General features: G+C 43.4%; 16 protein-coding genes. 2 read left to right on the top strand and 14 right to left on the bottom strand.

Annotated features, from left to right (window positions below):
- Positions 1-88 precede the first annotated feature (88 nt).
- From nqrF to proB, 12 genes are all read right to left on the bottom strand, one after another.
- Positions 89-1,321 carry an NADH:ubiquinone reductase (Na(+)-transporting) subunit F gene (gene nqrF, locus RM544_RS16630; protein ID WP_311362949.1) on the bottom strand — a complete coding sequence of 411 codons (1,233 nt, stop codon included), beginning with the start codon at positions 1,319-1,321 and terminating at the stop codon, positions 89-91.
- 20 nt (positions 1,322-1,341) lie between these two features.
- On the bottom strand, positions 1,342-1,950 hold the full coding sequence (gene nqrE, locus RM544_RS16625; RefSeq protein WP_311362948.1) for an NADH:ubiquinone reductase (Na(+)-transporting) subunit E: 609 nt from the start codon (positions 1,948-1,950) through the stop codon (positions 1,342-1,344).
- Between the two features lie 2 nt (positions 1,951-1,952).
- Positions 1,953-2,585, bottom strand: a complete 633-nt coding sequence (locus tag RM544_RS16620) for an NADH:ubiquinone reductase (Na(+)-transporting) subunit D (protein ID WP_311362947.1) — start codon at positions 2,583-2,585, stop codon at positions 1,953-1,955.
- A 9-nt stretch (positions 2,586-2,594) separates the two neighbouring features.
- Positions 2,595-3,374, bottom strand: coding sequence for a Na(+)-translocating NADH-quinone reductase subunit C (locus tag RM544_RS16615; protein ID WP_311362946.1), 780 nt, complete (start codon positions 3,372-3,374; stop codon positions 2,595-2,597).
- Positions 3,364-4,575 carry an NADH:ubiquinone reductase (Na(+)-transporting) subunit B gene (locus tag RM544_RS16610; protein ID WP_311362945.1) on the bottom strand — a complete coding sequence of 404 codons (1,212 nt, stop codon included), beginning with the start codon at positions 4,573-4,575 and terminating at the stop codon, positions 3,364-3,366. Before RM544_RS16610 ends, RM544_RS16615 begins: the two co-directional genes overlap by 11 nt.
- 3 nt (positions 4,576-4,578) lie before the next feature.
- A complete protein-coding gene (locus RM544_RS16605; protein ID WP_311362944.1) occupies positions 4,579-5,919 on the bottom strand; it encodes a Na(+)-translocating NADH-quinone reductase subunit A in 1,341 nt (446 codons plus the stop codon).
- Between the two features lie 516 nt (positions 5,920-6,435).
- A complete protein-coding gene (gene fabV / locus RM544_RS16600; RefSeq protein WP_311362943.1) occupies positions 6,436-7,629 on the bottom strand; it encodes an enoyl-ACP reductase FabV in 1,194 nt (397 codons plus the stop codon).
- A 157-nt stretch (positions 7,630-7,786) separates the two neighbouring features.
- Positions 7,787-8,887 carry a TRAP transporter substrate-binding protein gene (locus RM544_RS16595; protein WP_311362942.1) on the bottom strand — a complete coding sequence of 367 codons (1,101 nt, stop codon included), beginning with the start codon at positions 8,885-8,887 and terminating at the stop codon, positions 7,787-7,789.
- Positions 8,888-8,903: 16 nt separating this feature from the next.
- Positions 8,904-10,277 (bottom strand): TRAP transporter large permease, encoded by a 1,374-nt coding sequence (locus RM544_RS16590; RefSeq protein ID WP_311362941.1) that lies wholly within the window; start codon positions 10,275-10,277, stop codon positions 8,904-8,906.
- A complete protein-coding gene (locus tag RM544_RS16585) occupies positions 10,277-10,813 on the bottom strand; it encodes a TRAP transporter small permease subunit (RefSeq protein ID WP_311362940.1) in 537 nt (178 codons plus the stop codon). Before RM544_RS16585 ends, RM544_RS16590 begins: the two co-directional genes overlap by 1 nt.
- Before the next feature lie 173 nt (positions 10,814-10,986).
- Entirely contained in the window at positions 10,987-12,234 is a 1,248-nt protein-coding gene (locus RM544_RS16580) for a glutamate-5-semialdehyde dehydrogenase (RefSeq protein ID WP_311362939.1), read from the bottom strand.
- Positions 12,234-13,337 (bottom strand): glutamate 5-kinase, encoded by a 1,104-nt coding sequence (proB, locus tag RM544_RS16575; protein WP_311362938.1) that lies wholly within the window; start codon positions 13,335-13,337, stop codon positions 12,234-12,236. The genes RM544_RS16580 and proB overlap by 1 nt, the downstream gene beginning before the upstream one ends.
- 647 nt (positions 13,338-13,984) lie before the next feature.
- Here proB and RM544_RS16570 point away from each other — a divergent pair.
- Complete coding sequence (locus tag RM544_RS16570) at positions 13,985-14,416, top strand: DUF2177 family protein (RefSeq protein ID WP_311362937.1); 432 nt, start codon at positions 13,985-13,987, stop codon at positions 14,414-14,416.
- Between the two features lie 30 nt (positions 14,417-14,446).
- On the opposite strand, the gene RM544_RS16565 is transcribed toward RM544_RS16570, so the two are convergent.
- Positions 14,447-15,256 carry a hypothetical protein gene (locus RM544_RS16565; RefSeq protein WP_311362936.1) on the bottom strand — a complete coding sequence of 270 codons (810 nt, stop codon included), beginning with the start codon at positions 15,254-15,256 and terminating at the stop codon, positions 14,447-14,449.
- 114 nt (positions 15,257-15,370) lie between these two features.
- Positions 15,371-15,991, bottom strand: a complete 621-nt coding sequence (gene bamJ / locus RM544_RS16560) for a BamJ family beta-barrel-assembly machinery protein (protein ID WP_311362935.1) — start codon at positions 15,989-15,991, stop codon at positions 15,371-15,373.
- Positions 15,992-16,196: 205 nt separating this feature from the next.
- On the opposite strand from bamJ, the gene ppc reads away from it, so the two are divergent.
- Positions 16,197-18,806, top strand: coding sequence for a phosphoenolpyruvate carboxylase (gene ppc / locus RM544_RS16555; RefSeq protein ID WP_311362934.1), 2,610 nt, complete (start codon positions 16,197-16,199; stop codon positions 18,804-18,806).
- Positions 18,807-18,847 lie beyond the last annotated feature (41 nt).

The raw sequence follows: 18,847 nt of genomic DNA, 5'->3' as shown, positions 1-18,847 counted from the left end.
TGGCTGAAACAAAAAAGGCGCTTCTCAGTAGAATGCGCCTTTACCTTACGCTTAAGCCAAGGCTTAAGTGTTGCTCATTGCCGGTCGCTTAGCCACCGAAGTCATCAAGCATGATGTTTTCATCTTCAACACCGAGCTCTTTGAGCATATTAATTACTGCTGCGTTCATCATAGGTGGACCACACATATAGAACTCACAGTCTTCTGGCGCTGGGTGATCCTTCAAGTAGTTCTCTAATAGAACATTGTGGATAAACCCAGTGTCGCCTTCCCAATTATCCTCTGGTTGAGGGTCAGATAAGGCTACGTGCCAAGTAAAGTTCTCGTTTTCTTTTTGTAACATATCGAAATCTTCAACATAGAACATTTCACGCAAAGAACGAGCACCATACCAGAAGGTCATTTTGCGGTCTGTTTTGATTCGACGAAGTTGATCAAAAATGTGTGAACGCATCGGAGCCATACCAGCACCACCGCCTACAAACACCATTTCAGCATCAGTATCTTTCGCGAAGAACTCACCAAATGGGCCAGAAATTGTTACTTTGTCGCCTTCTTTCAATGACCAAATGAACGATGACATTTTACCCGCTGGCAAGCTAAGATTATTAGGTGGCGGCGTAGCAATACGCACGTTCAACATAATAATGCCTTCTTCCTCTGGATAGTTTGCCATTGAATAAGCGCGAATGGTTTCTTCATCAACCTTTGACTCTACGTCAAAGAAGCCGAAGTGTTCCCAATCTTTGCGGTATTCATCTGGTACATCAAAGTCTTTATACTTAACGTGATGAGGCGGAGCCTCAATTTGAATATAACCACCGGCGCGGAATGGAACACTTTCGCCATCTGGAATAGCCAACTTAAGCTCTTTGATGAAGGTCGCTTCGTTATTGTTAGAAATAACTTCACAATCCCACTTTTTGATACCAAATACTTCTTCCGGAAGCTCAATGTCCATGTCTTGCTTAATAGAAACTTGGCAAGACAAACGACAACCGCCTTTCGCTTCGCGCTTAGAGATATGATCTAACTCAGTTGGTAAGATTTCGCCACCACCTGATTTCACATCAACCGTACACTGCCCACATGAGCCACCGCCACCGCAGGCAGATGATACGAAGATGCCAGACTCTGCTAGTGCGCCTAGCAATTTTCCACCTGGAGAAGTTGTAATTACTTTATCTGGATCGCCATTAATGGTGATTTTAACGTCACCTTCAGGCACTAATTTCGATTTCGCAAACATGATAATAAATACTAACGCTAATACGATAGCGATAAACATGCCTACACCGAGATAGATTTCTACTTGATTCATTATCTATACTCCTATTCGCTTTACAGCGAAATACCTGTGAATGACTGGAAGCCCAATGCCATCAAACCGGCAATCATAAACACAGAACCTAATCCGCGAATACCGTCTGGCATATCTGCATACTTTAACTTTTCACGTACAGCAGCTAGCAGAATGATGGCAATTGCCCAACCTGCTCCACTACCAATACCGTAAACAATACTTTCAGAGAATGTGTACTCACGTTGAACAGCGAATGCGACACCACCGAATATTGCACAGTTTACGGTGATAAGCGGCAAGAAGATCCCTAATGCGTTATATAAAGCAGGGAAAAACTTGTCCAGTGTCATTTCCAGTATCTGAACTAAGGCAGCGATAACGCCGATAAACGTTAGGAAACTTAGGAAGCTTAGGTCGGCATCTGGGAAGCCAGCCCACGCTAACGCGCCAGGCGCAAGAATGTTTACGAAAATAAGTTGGTTAACTGGTACAGAGATACCTAATACTACGATAACTGCAACACCTAAGCCCATTGATGTAGCGACTTTCTTCGAAACAGCTAGGAAAGTACACATACCTAAGAACAAGGACAATGCCATGTTCTCAACGAATACAGCTCTAATAAATAATGCTAAATAATGTTCCATGATTATTCCTTAGGCTCTACTTGTTCTGGACGGATTGTACGGATGAACCAAATCATACCGCCAATAAGGAAGAACGAACTAAATGGTAGTATCAATAAGCCGTTACCCTGATACCAGCCACCGTTGGTGACCAATGGTAGGATTTCAAACCCTAAGATAGTACCGAAACCAGCCAATTCTTTTATTGTACCAATGACGATTAAGATAAATGAATACCCTAAACCGTTACCAAGACCATCTAGGAAGCTCATTCCAGGTGGCGACTTCATTGCGTATGCTTCTGCTCGACCCATAACAATACAGTTTGTAATGATCAGTCCGACGAAAACCGATAGTTGCTTAGAAATTTCGTAAGAATAAGCCTTCAAAATTTGGTCAACAACAATTACCAATGACGCGATTATGGTCATTTGTATAATGATCCGCACACTAGATGGGATCTGGTTACGAATAAGAGAGATAAATAAATTCGAAAATGCACATACTGAGGTTAATGCCAATGACATTACCAATGCAGTTTCAAGTTTGGTAGTAATCGCAAGTGCTGAACAAATACCAAGTACGTGTAAAGCAATAGGGTTACTGTCTAATATGGGCCCAAACAGGGCTTTTTTCATTTCTTTAGTATCAGCCATTGTTCTGCCTTATGATTTCCAAGATTGCTTTTTCAGGTAATTACCGTAACCATTTTCACTTGCCCAGTACTGAAGCGTGTTTTGCACACCGTTACTGGTTAGCGTTGCGCCTGATAGTGCATCAACCGCATACTGGTCATCTTTGTTCTCACCTTTGTTTACTTCAATAGCAACTTCACCATTATCAAACAGCTTTTTGCCATCCCACTTGTCTTGCCATTCTGGGTTTTGAATTTCGCCACCCAATCCTGGTGTTTCTTTGTGTTGATAGTAAATAAGCTCACGGATGGTTTGACCATCTGCGTCGAGTGCTAAGAATCCATACATAAGGTCCCATAGACCACTACCGTGAACTGGCAAGACAAGACGTGAAACATCACCTGACTCATCTTTAACCAAATAAACAGAAGCGACCTTGGCTCTGCGTGAGAAACCCGCAGGGCTCCCCTCAACAGCAACGCTGGTTTCTTTTGCTTTGGATACACGACCGTACATGTCGTATGCTTTACCCGAACCTGCTGCAGGGTTTTCAACATACTCACCCGTTGCTAAGTCTACAAAGCGTTCTTCAACTTTTGCGTCGTATACGTCTGCAATTTCTTGCTTTGTTTTTGCATCACCCAACAAACCAGCCGCAGCTAAAATGTTTGATTGCTTATCTAACGCTGCGTTCGTTTGTTGTAGAGAGCGCAGGCCAACAGCTGACGCTGATACTACGATTGAACAAACCAAACAAACCGCAACAACGATGCCGACAGTTTTGCCTAAAGTTTCTTTTTTAGCTGACACGTGCAACCCTCCGTTTGATATTGCTTTGCGCTACGAAGTAATCGAATAGTGGCGCCCATAGATTTGCAAATAAGATAGCAAGCATGATGCCTTCAGGGAATGCAGGGTTGATGACTCGCACCAATACCGTCATTAGACCGATGAAGAAGCCATACATCCACTTACCTTGGTTTGTGAATGATGCTGACACTGGGTCGGTTGCCATAAAGAACATACCGAACGCCAAACCACCAATAACAAAGTGCCAGTAGAACGGCATCGCGTAAATTGAGCTAGGGTCGTTTGCAAAGAAGTTAAGTAAGGTACTAAAGAATGTTACGCCGAGCGCCACACCCAATACAATCCGCCAACTTGCGATGCCGAGATAAATAATAAACAAACCACCGAGCATAATCATTAAGCTAGATACTTCACCCACCGAGCCCGGGATGTTACCCAAGAATGAGTTCATCCAAAGACCCATGTCAGTGTAGTCCATTTCACCATTAGCGGCGTTGCTCAACCAAGTCGCACCTGAATAACCATCGGCCAATTCAGCAGCAATCCATGGTTGGTCACCAGAAATCTGTGCAGGATAAGCGAAGTATAAGAACGCACGACCAGACAATGCAGGATTTAAGAAGTTACGACCAGTACCACCAAAGATTTCTTTGGCAATAACAACACCGAAAGTAATACCAAGCGCAACCTGCCATAATGGAATTGTTGCTGGGAGTGTCAATGCGAATAACACCGAGGTAACGAAGAAGCCTTCGTTCACTTCATGCTTTCTCACTGATGCAAAAAGAACTTCCCAGAATCCACCGACGACAAAGGTCGTAGCATAAATCGGTATGAAGAAGCAGGCACCATAGAACATCATGCCTAAGACACCAGATTCAGCAGTTAAATTACCACCGAAAAATTGGAACAAACCGGCTTGCCAACCATCATACATTGCGCCGCCTGCAACAATAGCGTCTTGCGCTTGCAGACCGACATTGTACATACCGTAGAACATAGCTGGGAATGTCGCCATCCATACCATAATCATAATACGTTTAAGGTCAATACTGTCCTTAACGTGTGTATTTGCTGAATTTACTTTACCCGGCGTATAGAAGATGGTCGCTGCTGCTTCGTAAAGCGCATAGAACTTTTCGTACTTACCACCTGGTTCAAAGTCCGGTTCGACTTTTTCAATTAATGCTTTTAAACCCATGACTTAACCCTCTTCTTCTATCTTGGTTAAACACTCTCTTAAGATCGGCCCGTAGTTATATTTACCTGGGCAAACATAAGTACATAGGGACAAATCTTCTTCGTCTAGCTCGAGTGCACCTAAATTTGCTGCACCCTCGGTATCACCAGAAATGATGTCACGAAGCAATAGAGTTGGAATAATATCCAAAGGCATCACTCGTTCGTAGTTACCGATTGGCACCATAGAGCGATCAGAACCATTGGTTTGTGTTGTCATATTGAATAACTTTTTAGGTGACAAATGACCTAAGTATGCGCGAGTGACCGAGTGCTGGTTTGAGCCAGGCATAATCCAGCCGAACAAACGCTTTTCTTTATCTTCAACCAACAAAGACACTTGCGTATGGTAGCGGCCTAAATAGGCATGTGGACCATTCGCATTTGTCCCATTTAACACGGAGCCTGATACTGCACGCACTGGACCATCGATCGTCTCGCCATCGATGATTTCGTCAATGCTTGCACCAAGTACCGTTGTAATAAGGCGTGGTTTCGTTGCCGCTGGGCCAGCGAGAGAGATAACCTTAGTCGTATCGATCTTACCCGTCGACAGTAAAGAGCCGATTGCGATGACATCTTGGTAACCCACATGCCACACAAACTTCTTCATGCCTACTGGGTCAAGGTGATGAATGTGAGTACCAACTAAACCTGCTGGATGCGGTCCAGCAAACTCATTGACGTCAACACTTGTATCACCAGTGTGAATATCAGCACCTGGCGCTTTACTGACGTAAACTTTACCGTCGGTTAGTTTCGCGAGTACTTTCAAGCCAAATGCAAAATCGTCTTTTCGTTCAGAGATAACGATCTGAGGGTCAACAGCTAAGGGATTAGTATCCATTGCTGACACGAAAATCGATGATGGAGTTGAACCCACTGCAGGATTCTTGCTGAACGGACGAGTACGGATAGCCGTCCACGCACCTGACTCAACAAGTAACTCCGCGATTGTCTCACGCTCAGCAGCAGCTAAGGCCGCGTCGTCGAAAGACTGGAAGGTCACTTCGTCTTCACCTTCAATCTTAATTACCACGGACTGCAAAACACGTCTTGCCCCACGGTTAACTTCGATTACTTCACCTGCTGCAGGTGCGGTAAATTTAACTCCCGGGTTTTTCTTGTCTTCAAAAAGCATTTGCCCTTTTTTGACTTTATCCCCGACTTGAACATGCATCGTAGGACGCATGCCATTATATTCTTCACCAAGGACTGCAACCTTCGTCACAGCAGGACCTGAATGGACCTTTTGTTCCGGGGCGCCTTCGATAGGAAGATTTAAGCCTTTTTTGATTTTTATCATATGTAATTGACTACTCTAATTTAAGATACCAATTTTAATCAGCCTATCGGCTTATCTACCTGAAAGCCGATTAAAATTTGCCTTTGCTTACTTTACCATTTCCTCGACAGCCTATTTATCTTGGCATTGAGTGGGGCGATAAATGTAGCAAAGTACCATATACACACTAGCTTGCTTCACATAAGTCTAAGCGCAGTCCTATTTAACAAGGCCTGCGTACATCCATGGTTTTTATTATTATGTGTCAGCGCGATCTTACTCTGATAGCAAACGCCTTTTACGTCATTAATGAAGAAAATGACAACCTGTTCTTCCATCAAGCAAATGATCGGCGGGATTTTAGCATTAATGAGGGTGAAAAGGCTATGCCAAAAGTACCAAAACGCCTAAATTTATTGAAGTATTGTGAACGAAATCTTCCACTTAGCACTGTACTTTTGACTAAAACTCGCTCTGTGAGCCTTGCAGAGCCTTAATACAGCGCTAAGTAGATACGATTTAAGCGTCTTGCGACTTTTACGACCAATTGACTATAGGGTTTACATCGGCCTCATAGTCAACACCTTGAATTTCAAAGCCAAATAGGTTCAAAAACTCTTGATGATAACCTGCGTAATCACTCAAATCATGGAAGTTTTCTTGAGTAACTTGGTCCCAAAGAGACTTAATTTTGGCTTGCGTGCCATCATTGGTCTCTTTTTCTTCCATATGGTATCGATTCATATCATCAACAGGCGGATTTTGCGCATATAAGCGCTCGGTAAACAAACCTTCGATTTGCTCGATACAGCCTTCATGCGTGCCTTCTTCCTTCATCACTTTATAAATGAGCGAAATATACAAAGGCATAACAGGGATGGCTGAGCTAGCCTGTGTGACTAAGGCTTTGAGTGAAGATACATTCGCACTGACCTTTTTGTCTTTTAGCTTTTCGATAATCGACGCTGCCGCGCGATCGAGATCTTCTTTTGCCAAACCAATGGTTGCTTGACCGTAAATTGGCCACGTTAATTCTTTGCCAATGTAAGTGTAAGCTGTTGTTTTTGCTTCATCGGCAAGCACACCAGCTTCGCCCAACATGAACAACCAGCGCTCCCAATCTTCACCACCCATGACTTTTACTGTGTTATCAATTTCTTCTTGATTCGCTGGTTCTAGCGTTATTTCATGGACTTTATCTTTATCGGTGTCGTAGGTTTTGGTTGTGTAGGCTTGCCCAACCGGCTTCAAGGTCGATTTGAACACTTCACCTGTATCTGGATCTGTGCGTCTTGGCGATGCAAGGCTATAAATGACTAAATCAACTTGACCCAAATCGTCTTTGATTTTCTTAATTGCAGCGTGTTTCATCTCATCAGAAAAAGCGTCACCGTTCAGCGTTTCTGCGTATAAGCCTTGAGCCTTAGCTTGGTCATGAAATGCCGCGGTATTATACCAACCTGCCGTCCCTGTTTTTCTTTCCGATGGTTCTTTTTCGAAGCAAATACCCAGTGTTTTTGCACCAAATCCAAAAGCCGAGGTAATGCGTGAAGCGAGACCATAACCGGTCGAAGAACCGATCACTAATACATTTTTAGGACCAGCAAGCGCTGCTTTATCTGCCACATTTTTAGATTTTACATACGCGATTTGATTTTCAACACTTTTTGCACAGCCAACAGGGTGTGCGTTTGTGCAGATAAATCCTCTCACTTTAGGCTTAATAACCATTTTTACTTCCTTCTTTTATCGCGTGCTTAATTGATGTTATGAAACGCGCGCATTCTAATATGAATAAAGACATAAACAGATCAGAGCAGCCAAAATATGCTCAAATCTGTCTATTTATTTGATATGAAGCCTTTTACTCTGAGTAAACAGCTAAGAACTACTCTCGATTCTCGTAGTATTCTTGTTCTGAAATTTTGTGATAGGCTTTTACACTTTGATAAAAAGCATCATATGATGCATAGACCTTGTCAAAAGCCTCATCATCCGATCTTTTTTGTTTTATCACTTTTGCTGTTGCCACTTTTAAGGCTTCAATTACGTCTTTAGGGAGTGGTCTCATTTCAATACCATGTTCTGAAAGCAACTGCTTCATCGCATTAGGATTTCTTGCCGTATATTCATCAAGCATGTCCTGATTAGCAGCGCGTGTTGCAACTTCAACGATCATTTGCAGATCTTTAGGTAAAGCTTCGAATGCTTCTTTATTGACCGTAAACTCCAACATCGTACCTGGCTCATGCCAGCCGCTGTGATAATAATACTTAGCTGCTTTGTGCAAACCAAAGGCAAGGTCATTATACGGGCCAACCCACTCTGTAGCATCAATAGCGCCGGTTTGTAAGGCCGTGAATAACTCACCACCCGTTAAGGTAATTGGCAAGCCTCCCACTTCTTTGAATACCTCACCACCAAGGCCGGGAATACGCATTTTCAAGCCTTGAAAGTCTTCTAAACTATTGATCTCTTTTTTGAACCAGCCCGCCATCTGAGTGCCTGAGCTACCGCCGGCAAAAGGAATAACGCCATAGGGTTCATAAAGTTCTCGCCACAGCTCCATCCCACCGCCATAGTGCAGCCAAGCATTCATTTCAGTCGCATTCATCCCAAATGGAATGGTAGTAAAAATAGGAGCCGCTGGCATTTTGCCTTTCCAATAGTAAGCACCAGCATGTCCCATTTGGACACTGCCACTCGCTACTGCATCGAACACTTCAAAACCTGGTACTAATTCTCCAGCGCCATAGACTCTGACTTCCAGTCTGCCGCCAGACATTTCATTCACATATTCAGCAAAGGTTTCAGGCCCTTTACCTAAACCAGGGAAATTCTTCGGCCAAGACGTCGCCAATTTCCATTTAATCGTCTCTACCGGCTCTGCCGCCACAGCAGAATCGGTGCTTTCTCCACTTTTTCCACCACACGACGCTAGTGTGATAAAAGCTGCCGCTGCGAACAAAACGTGTAATGAACGCTTCATAGTTTTCTCCTTAAATTTAGTTATTGCCATAGACTACATTAGGCAACCAAGTAATCACTTCTGGCCAAATAGCCATAATGACTAATAACAACAATTGTATGGCGATAAATGGGATCACGCCTTTATATATTTGTTCCGTTCTTACCGTGTCTGCCGTTACCCCACGTAAATAGAATAAAGCAAAGCCAAATGGCGGCGTTAAGAAGCTGGTCTGCAAGTTAACTGCAATCATAATACCTAACCAAATAGGATCCATCCCCATCATGATGAGAATGGGCGCAATGATGGGTACGACGACAAAGGTTATTTCAATAAAATCCAGAATGAAGCCCAACAAAAAGATAACCACCATGACTAATAACATGGCCGTAAACGCGCCTCCTGGCAGGTCATTGAAGAAGTCGTTCAATAACTCTTCACCACCAAAACCGCGAAAAACCAGTGAAAAGATACTTGCCCCTATAAGAATCAAGAAGACCATCGAGGTAACTTTGGTGGTTTCTCGCACGACATATTTGGTATTACTCTTTGAAATCTGCTTTTTAAATAATGCTAATAATACTGAACCCATTGCGCCAACACCCGCAGCCTCGGTTGGCGTTGCTTTTCCAGTCAGTATCGAGCCCAAAACAGCCACAATGAGAATTAAGGGTGGTAGCAGGGCTTTGAGTAACTCCATCACATCGGCATGTTCATTTTCTTGACCATGAGCGGGGACGTGTGACGGGCTGAAGCGACTAACGCCCCACAAATACAGGAGATAAAACACAACTAAAATTAAACCAGGAATGAGCGCACCAACAAACAAGTCGCCCACAGACACACTGTCCGGTGAGAAAATGCCCATGTCTAGCTGCGCTTTCTGATATGCACTTGAGAGCACGTCACCTAGCAGCACCAGTGCAATTGATGGCGGTATGATTTGACCTAAGGTTCCTGTTGCACAAATTGTTCCCGTGGCTAAAGAAGCTGAGTAGCCCCGTTTAAGCATGGTTGGAAGGGACAACAAACCCATTGTAACTACCGTAGCACCAACAATACCTGTACTAGCAGCTAGTAACATACCTACAAGCACAACTGATACGCCCAGCCCTGTTTTGAAGCGGCCGAGCAAAGCAGACATAGCCACGAGTAAGTCTTCTGCAATCTTTGAGCGCTCGAGTACCACCCCCATAAAAACGAACAGTGGCACAGCAATTAAAGTTTGATTGTTAACAATACCGAATAGACGGCTGGGTGTTGCCAACAGATAACTCGCGTCGAACACACCGAAAAAAATACCAATGCCAGAGAAAAGTAGTGATATACCAGCCAATGTTAAGGCCACAGGGTAACCTACCAACAGAAAGACACATACAACTAGAAAAAGGACTAGCGATAGTATTTCCATTAGTTATCACTCCCGTCTTTACTGACAGGGGCCGATGAATCTAAATCAGATAGAATGAAAACCTGTTTGATAACTTCAGAGATACCTTGCAAAAGCATGGTAAACGAAAATACTAAAATAAAAGATTTTAAGATATATAGAAATGGCAAACCACCTGACTCCATTGAGCCCTCTAATGTTTGCCAAGACTCAATAACATAATGCCAACTGACAATAGTGATAAAGATCATGACAGGAAGAAGTAAGAAAACACTACCAATGAGATTGGTTAAAGCTTTACGCTTTTGACTAAAGCGGCGATAAAATACGTCTACACGAACATGCCCATCGTGTTGAAGAGTATATGCACACCCTACTAGGAAAACAGCGGCGTGAAGATAGGTTACCGATTCTTGCATGGATATCCAACCGAGATTGAAACCATATCGTAAAACAACGATAACGAAAGTAATTGCGGCCATTAAAAACGTAAAATAGCTAACCCATTCACCTAGCTTTCGATTCATCAAATCAATCAACGATGATATTTTTGACAAAAAGCTCAACAACGACATGGCATACCCTCGCCCCTTTGGTCATTTATTACATAAATGTTAATGGCTTATTCTTGCACATCTAGTTCCTAGGAGTTAAGTTTTTTATGAAAATATGGCGCAAAAAAAACGCCAAGCATATAGCTTGGCGTTTTGTTGGGTAAAGTTAAGTGAAATTAGGCTCTTATTTGGCCATTTCCATCAACGAGATATTTTTCTGTCGTTAAGGACTCTAATCCCATCGGTCCATAAGCGTGTAATTTGGTTGTTGCAATGCCGATTTCTGCACCTAAACCAAGTTGACTGCCATCAGAGAATCGTGAAGATGCGTTTACCATCACAACTGAGGCATCAACCGAGCGCTGGAATCTCTTCGCCACCAATTCATCTTTGGTGCAGATAACTTCAGTATGGTTACTACCAAAGCGAGCGATATGCTGCATTGCGCCTTCAACACTTGGTACTATTCTCACAGCAATTTCCAAGTCTAAGTATTCTTCACCAAACTGCTCTTCTGTAATCGTCGTTGCATTATCAAAGTATTTTGATGACGCTTCACACGCGTTCACTTTCACAGAATGCTCTTCTAAGATTGGTCCTGCCAATGCCAAGAAGTCTTCAGCAATTTCCTCGTGAACAAGCAAACCTTCGATAGCGTTACACACACCTGTTCGTTGCGTTTTACCATTCACTAGCAAATTAATCGCGGTTTCAAGATCTGCATCTTTATCAATATATAGGTGACAAACACCTTTAAAATGCTGGATGACGGGTACTTTACTGTTCTCAGTCACGTAATTAATCAGACCTTCGCCACCGCGCGGGATGATCACATCGATGTAGTCTTTTTGTTCCATCAACTCTTGCATAAGCTGTCTATCTGGATTGGGAACAACTGAAATTAACTCTCTGGGTAAACCATGCTTTTCCAACACGTCTTGCAGCAAGTTTGCGATAAATTTACTGCTTGCTAAAGCTTCTTTACCACCGCGTAATATCGCCGCATTCCCTGACTTAAAGCACAGGCCTGCCGCATCCGCAGTTACATTCGGGCGTGCTTCATAAATCATACACACAACGCCCAGTGGCACTCGCATTTTTTTGATTTTCAGGCCATTTGGGCGTGTACCGATTTCACGCTCGACCCCTACTGGATCAGGCAAGGTTGCCACGGTCTCAAGACCTTCAGCCATTGCTTCGATTCTTTCCTGATTCAGAGTGAGGCGGTCGATCATGGCATTCGACAAGCCATTTTCATTTGCCAATTGCAAATCTTCCAAGTTAGCAGTGATGATTTGATTGGTGTGCTCACGCAGGCTCACCGCCATATCAAACAGGACTGCATTCTTATCCGCTTCATCTATTACTGAGAGGACTCGTGCAGCTTCTGCTGCATTTTTAGAAAGGGTTTTAATTAAACTCATTATTCCTCCAGTAGGGCAATGTTATTATCTGAAATTATTGGGCCAGTCGTGTTTTGAAGCTTGCTGGCGAAGGCTTTGTCGTCTTGGTCAGCAATAAAGCTAAGCAAACAACTACTGTAGTTCGATTTCGCTTTTGCGAGTTTTGTGCCATCGTCTTTACGCACTAAGATCGTGTCTCCTACTGCAAAATCACCATTTACTGCGACAATTTCTTCGCTAGTAAGCTGCTCACTATCATCATCTAGTTCAGCGGTGAAAGCGTTATCGACGACTACCTCACCTTGCGCTGTGGATGTATGTGTCATCCAGTGCAGATGCTCTTGCATCGGCTGCTTATCTGGTGAGAAATGCGTGCCTGGGTTGTTGCCAGACATTAAGGAATTAAACGACTGCTCAGTAAATCCGTTAATAATGTACGTATCTATGCCGTGTGCTACCGCTTTTTCAGCAGCTTGAATTTTGGTTTTCATACCACCTGTACCCACTGCACTGGTTGCTCCGCCTGCCATCGCATAAATTTGGGGGTTAATATCATTGACTACTGATAGTAACTTCGCCTCAGGATTCTCGTGGGGATTACTGTCGTACAAGCCATCAACGTCAGAACAGATGATAAGGGTATCCGCGTCAGCTGCAGTAGAAATCATGGCGGATAAATTATCGTTATCGCCTACCTTCAATTTATCAGTGGTAACGGTATCGTTCTCGTTCAAAATTGGCAAAATACCGTTATCTAAAAGACTGAAAATCGTCTCCTTAATACTCACATAACGCTCTCTGTCGCGCAGGTCGCCATGTGTTACGAGAATCTGTGCGGTCGGAAAGTCGAACAATCGATCCCACGTCGCCATCATTTCAGATTGCCCCGCCGCTGCCATCGCTTTCTTCGTAGCCATGTTTATTTCGCCTTCCTGCTCGAATAAATGCGAGCCAGCCGCGACTGAGCCAGAAGAAACTAAAACAACTTCAATCCCCATTGTTCGGCATTTTACGATGAATTGCGCAATACCAAGTAAATAGTGACTGCTGCAACCATTCTGATTCGGTGCGATTAAGGCACTTCCCACCTTTATCACTATCCGTTTCCAGTTTGCTACGCTCATTTTTGTCTCCAAAGTTTTTATACAGTTATGCAACGCTAAGTTGCGCTGATGAATTTAATTTTAAAATGCTAAGAATTAGTTTCGTTTGCTTCTTGTTTCTTTTTGCTGATGGCAGCATTGAGTCAATCGATACACTCGTTGAGAAAGCATAAAGCAAGTAGAGGATTTACAGGCCGCTGGGTGGGCCCTGAGTGCTAATGGGACTCTTAAGAATTGATAGGTTTTGTGGCATTAGATTGGTTCGTTCACTAAGGAATTCAGAGCTCGCGAAGCCATCAGCGATCTGAGCGCTGTTGCCTTGCTGTTTCGTTACTGAATTCCTGATCGATAAATACATACTTTTTAAATTTAACTCTATTAATTAGATGTCTAACTATATTATTGACGATTTAGGGGGGAGAAATCAAGTTAAAAGCCATTTTATATTGCATTTCATATATCAAAAAGCTCACCACATTAGATTCAATGCAAACATTTTATAAGGAAATACGTCAGAGAATAGTTATTATTCCTACTCTAAAAATGTTACTAATGATGTTGAGCAATAGACTGGTAGCAGTGAATGCGCGATGTTACTTCGCTACTGATAATGACTTAGTATATGCTGGTGTATTAGTTGCTCAACATAACAATCAGCGGGAGACCACATGCTAGAAAAAATAAAACAACAAGCCGGAAGCATCTTGCTTGCAAGCTTGTTTATACTGATCACTTTTGGCATTCTTGATGCAATTTGGCTGGGCTGGCTATCAGTTGAGCTGTATCAGACTGAAATGAAAAGCCTGCTACGTGATAATTTTATTACATGGCCTTGGCTCGTGTTTTACCTTATGTACGGCGCGGTAACCTTTGTTTTGACCACAGTGCCGAACCGGGAGAAGCCTTGGTTTTATTCCACTATTGATGGTGCTCTGCTCGGTCTTGCAAGTTATGGCGCATACAACTTAACTAACTACAGCATCATCGAAGGTTTCACTTTAAAAATCATGTTAACTGATTGGTGTTGGGGGATATTTTTGACAAGTTCTTCCGCCACTGCGGGATGGTTTGGTTATCAAAAAGGCAATAAGAGAAACTAGTATCACGACCTGTGTGGCGTCAAATGGTACTCAATTCACCTTTGCGCCACTCACGATTAAATAGAACCATGAGCGGTCTTCAGCGTTTTCTGCTTCATCTTTGAAGTTACCCGATATTGAACTAGACGAATTGAAGTCCCACCAAGACTGCATTGCCATGTCACTGAGAATCCCCTCACGCCATTGCAATAGATTATCAGGGAAAGCTCGCACTTCACAGGTTCCCTCACGACAAATTACCGATTCTAGCTGCAAATATGAACCATATTCGTGAGTTACAATGAAGTCACTAATACGTGTTTGCATCTCGATGCCCCAGCCTAAATCATCCTCGGCTTCATGCAGCTTTTTAAAATGATCGGTGACAAAGTTCGGAGAGTTCGCAATTTGTTGGTCAAAGGGGGCTGGCACATACTTTTGAACTTCTTCTAGTGTGATTGCATCAGGGATATCAATACCCGCCTCTGTCAGTGCACGGTTGGCATTGTCAAGCTGACTTAACGCTTGAGTGTAAGAGTTATTCAACGTTTTATAAAGGTCCTCAAGTCGCGCCACTTTTTCCTGTAACTTCCTCTCTTCCTCACGTTTTTTATACTGAGCTTCTCTCACCGTGACCTCATCGCTCGCCACAGAGCCATCAGAAACGCTTGCTACAATATTAGAATATTTGTCATTTGCAGCATTCTCAGTATCACCATTGGCCAAGGAGTCAGAAATAGCCTCCTCACGTTCTTCGGTAATGGTTGTGGTGGTGATGTGGGTACTCGCGGCTCGTTCACCAATTAAGAATGCAGCAACAATGCTAACGAGGTAAAACGCGGCTAAGGTGAGTTTTTGCATAAGTAGTCCTTTATTCTATGCATGAATCAAGCTAAAAAGAGTAGCTAATTTTTAGTCATAAAAAAAGCCGTTCCTGCAATCTCTCGCAAAAACGGCTTTTCGTCAATCAGCTAACTAGCCAATGATATCTAATAACTCTACATCAAACACTAATGTACTGTATGGACCAATTGCACCACCAGCACCTTGTTCACCGTAAGCTAGGTCATGTGGCACATATACACGCCATTTAGAGCCTACAGGCATGATTTGAAGTGCTTCAGTCCAACCTTTGATTACGCCACCCACTGGGAATTCAGCAGGCTGACCGCGGTCATATGAACTATCAAACACGTCACCACTAATCAAAGTCCCGTGGTAATGCACGCGCACTGTTGATGCAGCAGTAGGAATGTCACCATTACCTGCAGTCAAAATTTCGTACTGTAAACCAGATTCAGTCGTTACAACTTCTTCGCGCTTACTATTTTCTTCTAGAAACTTAGCGCCTTCTTCTACTGCACCAGCAAACTGCTCTTGCTTAGCTGCCTGCATGCGCTCATGAATTTCAGTGAAGGCGGCACGTAAGTCGTTATTATCAACTTGTGGCTGAGCACGGTTAAAACCGTCAGTTAAACCAGCGATAACTGTATCAACGTCCATTCCATCGAAAGGATTGCCAGCTAATTGCTCGCCCATTTGATAACCGATACCGTAACTTGCTTGTAACTCTACTGTTGAATACTTATCTGACACAGGGTCTCCAAAATTTATTAAATTGAATAAGTTAATTTGTTCGCGCACAGGGTAGCACATTCAACAAAGCATTAAAATTCGTGAACGAGACGAATATAAGCGCTTCAAGACCCACAAGGCATATGATAGCGACGAAGAAATTAGACTTTAGGCTGAATGATGTATATCTTGTTATTAGACAAAAAACATGAGGAAAATGTTAAATATGAATGATTCGCTCAACGCACAATTGAAAGATACTGTACGTTATTTAGGTGCAACATTAGGTGAAACGATTGAAGCCGAGTTAGGCAGTGAATGGTTGCAAAAAATCGAGCAAATCAGACAAGATGGCAGGGATTCTTATGCAGGTGAAACCGAAAGTACTCAAAGACTGACAGACTTATTCGCAAGTTTAGATAACCGCTCCCTGCTTACTATCGGACGGGCTTTTGCACAATTCCTTAATTTAGCCAATATTGCCGAACAAGAGTTTAATAGCGCTAATCAGCGTGATGAGTCTCTTGCCGTTTCTTTGGAGAAAATTAAATCATTAGGTGCTGACCGCGAAAAGGTGCTTGCCGCCGTCAAAAACTTAAATATAGATTTAGTATTAACTGCACACCCAACGGAAGTTACGCGTAGAACACTGATTCACAAACATCGTCAATTAGCCTCACAACTACAAGAGTTACACACAACAAACATTACAGAACACAATGAAAAGCGTGTGAAAACCCGTATTGCAGGACTCATCAGTCAAGCTTGGCATACTGAGGAAATTCGCTCGGTAAGACCAACACCAGTAGATGAAGCGCGCTGGGGTTTTTCAGTGATAGAGACGTCATTATGGGAAGCTGTGCCCGAGTTTTTGCGTGAATTGGACGAATACTTACAATCACAATTTGATATTTCCCTCCCCTTAGATGCCAAAACAGTACAATTCAGTTCTTGGATGGGTGGAGACCGTGATGGTAATCCATTCGTGACATCAATGGTCACAGAAGAAGTCTTGCGCAGAGCTCGTCGAAGAGCCGCGAAATTGTTTTCTCTCGACCTCGACAACCTTTATATCGAGCTGTCGATGAACGACTGCAATGAACAATTAAGAGAGTTAGTTGGTGATGCGAAAGAACCCTATCGCGCCGCATTGAAAGCGGTTAGAAATAAGCTTGAGTTGACTCGCGATGGCCAAATTCCGGTGGAGGAATGGGTTGCAAGTAATGATGAATTACTACACCCTCTCATGGCCTGCTATGACTCCTTGCACGATTGTGGCATGCAAGTCATTGCTGAAGGTGCACTGAAGGACACGATCCGACGCGTCCATAGCTTTGGTGTTAACTTGTTGAAATTAGATATTAGACAAGACTCTGAGCGCCATGCCGATGTATTTAGTGAACTCACAAGATATTTGGGCATTGGTGATTATGGCCAATGGAGCGAAGAAGACAAACAAGCATTTTTACTACGAGAGCTTAGCTCTAAACGTCCTTTGATCCCTCATTCATGGACGCCAAGTGACGATGTTCAAGAAGTCCTCGACACCTGTCGCGTAATTGCAAGACACAGTAAAGAAGGCTTTGGCATTTATATCATATCAATGGCAAGCGAAGCATCTGATGTACTTGCCGTACAGCTATTGCTCAAAGAGTGTGGCGTTACATGGCCAATGCCCGTCGCGCCATTGTTTGAAACATTGGATGATTTAAATAACTCACCCAAAGTCATGCGAAGCCTACTCGATATTGACTGGTACAGAGGTTATATCTCGGGTCGTCAGTACGTGATGATCGGCTACTCAGATTCTGCCAAAGATGCTGGCTCACTGGCCGCAGGTTGGGCACAATATGAATCACAAGAAGCGCTGGTCCAACTGTCAGAAGAGAAAGACGTGACACTGACTTTGTTCCATGGCAGAGGCGGCACAATCGGCCGTGGTGGCTTGCCTGCCAAAGCAGCGATCCACTCTCAACCTCCAGGGTCTTTAACAGGCGGGTTTAGAGTCACAGAACAGGGTGAAACAATTCGCTATAAGTTCGGCATGCCACAATTGGCTAAACGTAGCCTATCAATATATGCTGCCGCCGTTGTTGAAGCGATGCTCTCTCCGCCACCTGCGCCAAAAGAAACTTGGCGTGAAACGATTATAAAGATGGCTGCTCTTGGTCGCGATAATTACCGTGGCGTCGTCAGAAGCGATCCAGAATTTGTTCCCTACTTTCGCGTAGCGACACCTGAACAAGAGCTTGGTAAATTGCCTTTAGGCAGTCGACCAGCGAAACGCAACCCACAAGGCGGTATCGAAAGTTTACGCGCGATACCATGGATTTTCGCATGGGCGCAAACACGCATGGTGTTGCCATCTTGGTTAGGTGTGATGAAAGCGGTAGAAGCAGTGAAGAATGATGGCAATGATGATGTTGTCAAAGACATGATCGACAATTGGCCATTCTTTAACTCACGTTTATCTATGCTGGATATGGTATTCAAGAAGGCAGAGCCGCATATTAGCGCAGCATATGACGCCAGACTTGTCCCAGACAACCTGAAGCATTTCGGTGAAGGGTTGCGTGCAGAATTGAAACAGAGCATTGATTCAATTTTACGCATACTCGATCACACAGATATGATGGAGGATGACCCACATGGACGCTTGTCGATGGACATTCGAGGTGGTTATTTAGAACCTCTGCATTATTTACAGATTGAGCTGCTTGATCGAATTCGCAAAGAAGGCTCATCTGAATATAGTGATAACGATATTGCGACACTCGAAATGGCAATGATGGTTACCATTACAGGTATTGCAATCGGCCTAAGGAATACGGGTTAGTCGCTTAGCTCTATTCGATAGACATAAAAAAGCCAGCATAT

The sequence above is a fragment of the Brumicola blandensis genome (genome assembly GCF_031846165.1).
In the GTDB taxonomy this organism is placed as follows: Bacteria; Pseudomonadota; Gammaproteobacteria; order Enterobacterales; family Alteromonadaceae; genus Glaciecola; species Glaciecola blandensis.
The sequence above is the reverse complement of the archived record's forward strand: the minus strand, read 5'-3'. Positions and strand labels throughout refer to the sequence as shown.

Bases quoted from the DNA above. Each gene is read 5' to 3' on its own strand.
- nqrF (WP_311362949.1), bottom strand. From the start codon at position 1,321: ATGAATCAAGTAGAAATCTATCTCGGTGTAGGCATGTTTATCGCTATC.
- nqrE (WP_311362948.1), bottom strand. From the start codon at position 1,950: ATGGAACATTATTTAGCATTATTTATTAGAGCTGTATTCGTTGAGAAC.
- RM544_RS16620 (WP_311362947.1), bottom strand. From the start codon at position 2,585: ATGGCTGATACTAAAGAAATGAAAAAAGCCCTGTTTGGGCCCATATTA.
- RM544_RS16610 (WP_311362945.1), bottom strand. From the start codon at position 4,575: ATGGGTTTAAAAGCATTAATTGAAAAAGTCGAACCGGACTTTGAACCA.
- RM544_RS16605 (WP_311362944.1), bottom strand. From the start codon at position 5,919: ATGATAAAAATCAAAAAAGGCTTAAATCTTCCTATCGAAGGCGCCCCG.
- fabV (WP_311362943.1), bottom strand. From the start codon at position 7,629: ATGGTTATTAAGCCTAAAGTGAGAGGATTTATCTGCACAAACGCACAC.
- RM544_RS16595 (WP_311362942.1), bottom strand. From the start codon at position 8,887: ATGAAGCGTTCATTACACGTTTTGTTCGCAGCGGCAGCTTTTATCACA.
- RM544_RS16590 (WP_311362941.1), bottom strand. From the start codon at position 10,277: ATGGAAATACTATCGCTAGTCCTTTTTCTAGTTGTATGTGTCTTTCTG.
- RM544_RS16580 (WP_311362939.1), bottom strand. From the start codon at position 12,234: ATGAGTTTAATTAAAACCCTTTCTAAAAATGCAGCAGAAGCTGCACGA.
- proB (WP_311362938.1), bottom strand. From the start codon at position 13,337: ATGAGCGTAGCAAACTGGAAACGGATAGTGATAAAGGTGGGAAGTGCC.
- RM544_RS16570 (WP_311362937.1), top strand. From the start codon at position 13,985: ATGCTAGAAAAAATAAAACAACAAGCCGGAAGCATCTTGCTTGCAAGC.
- RM544_RS16565 (WP_311362936.1), bottom strand. From the start codon at position 15,256: ATGCAAAAACTCACCTTAGCCGCGTTTTACCTCGTTAGCATTGTTGCT.
- ppc (WP_311362934.1), top strand. From the start codon at position 16,197: ATGAATGATTCGCTCAACGCACAATTGAAAGATACTGTACGTTATTTA.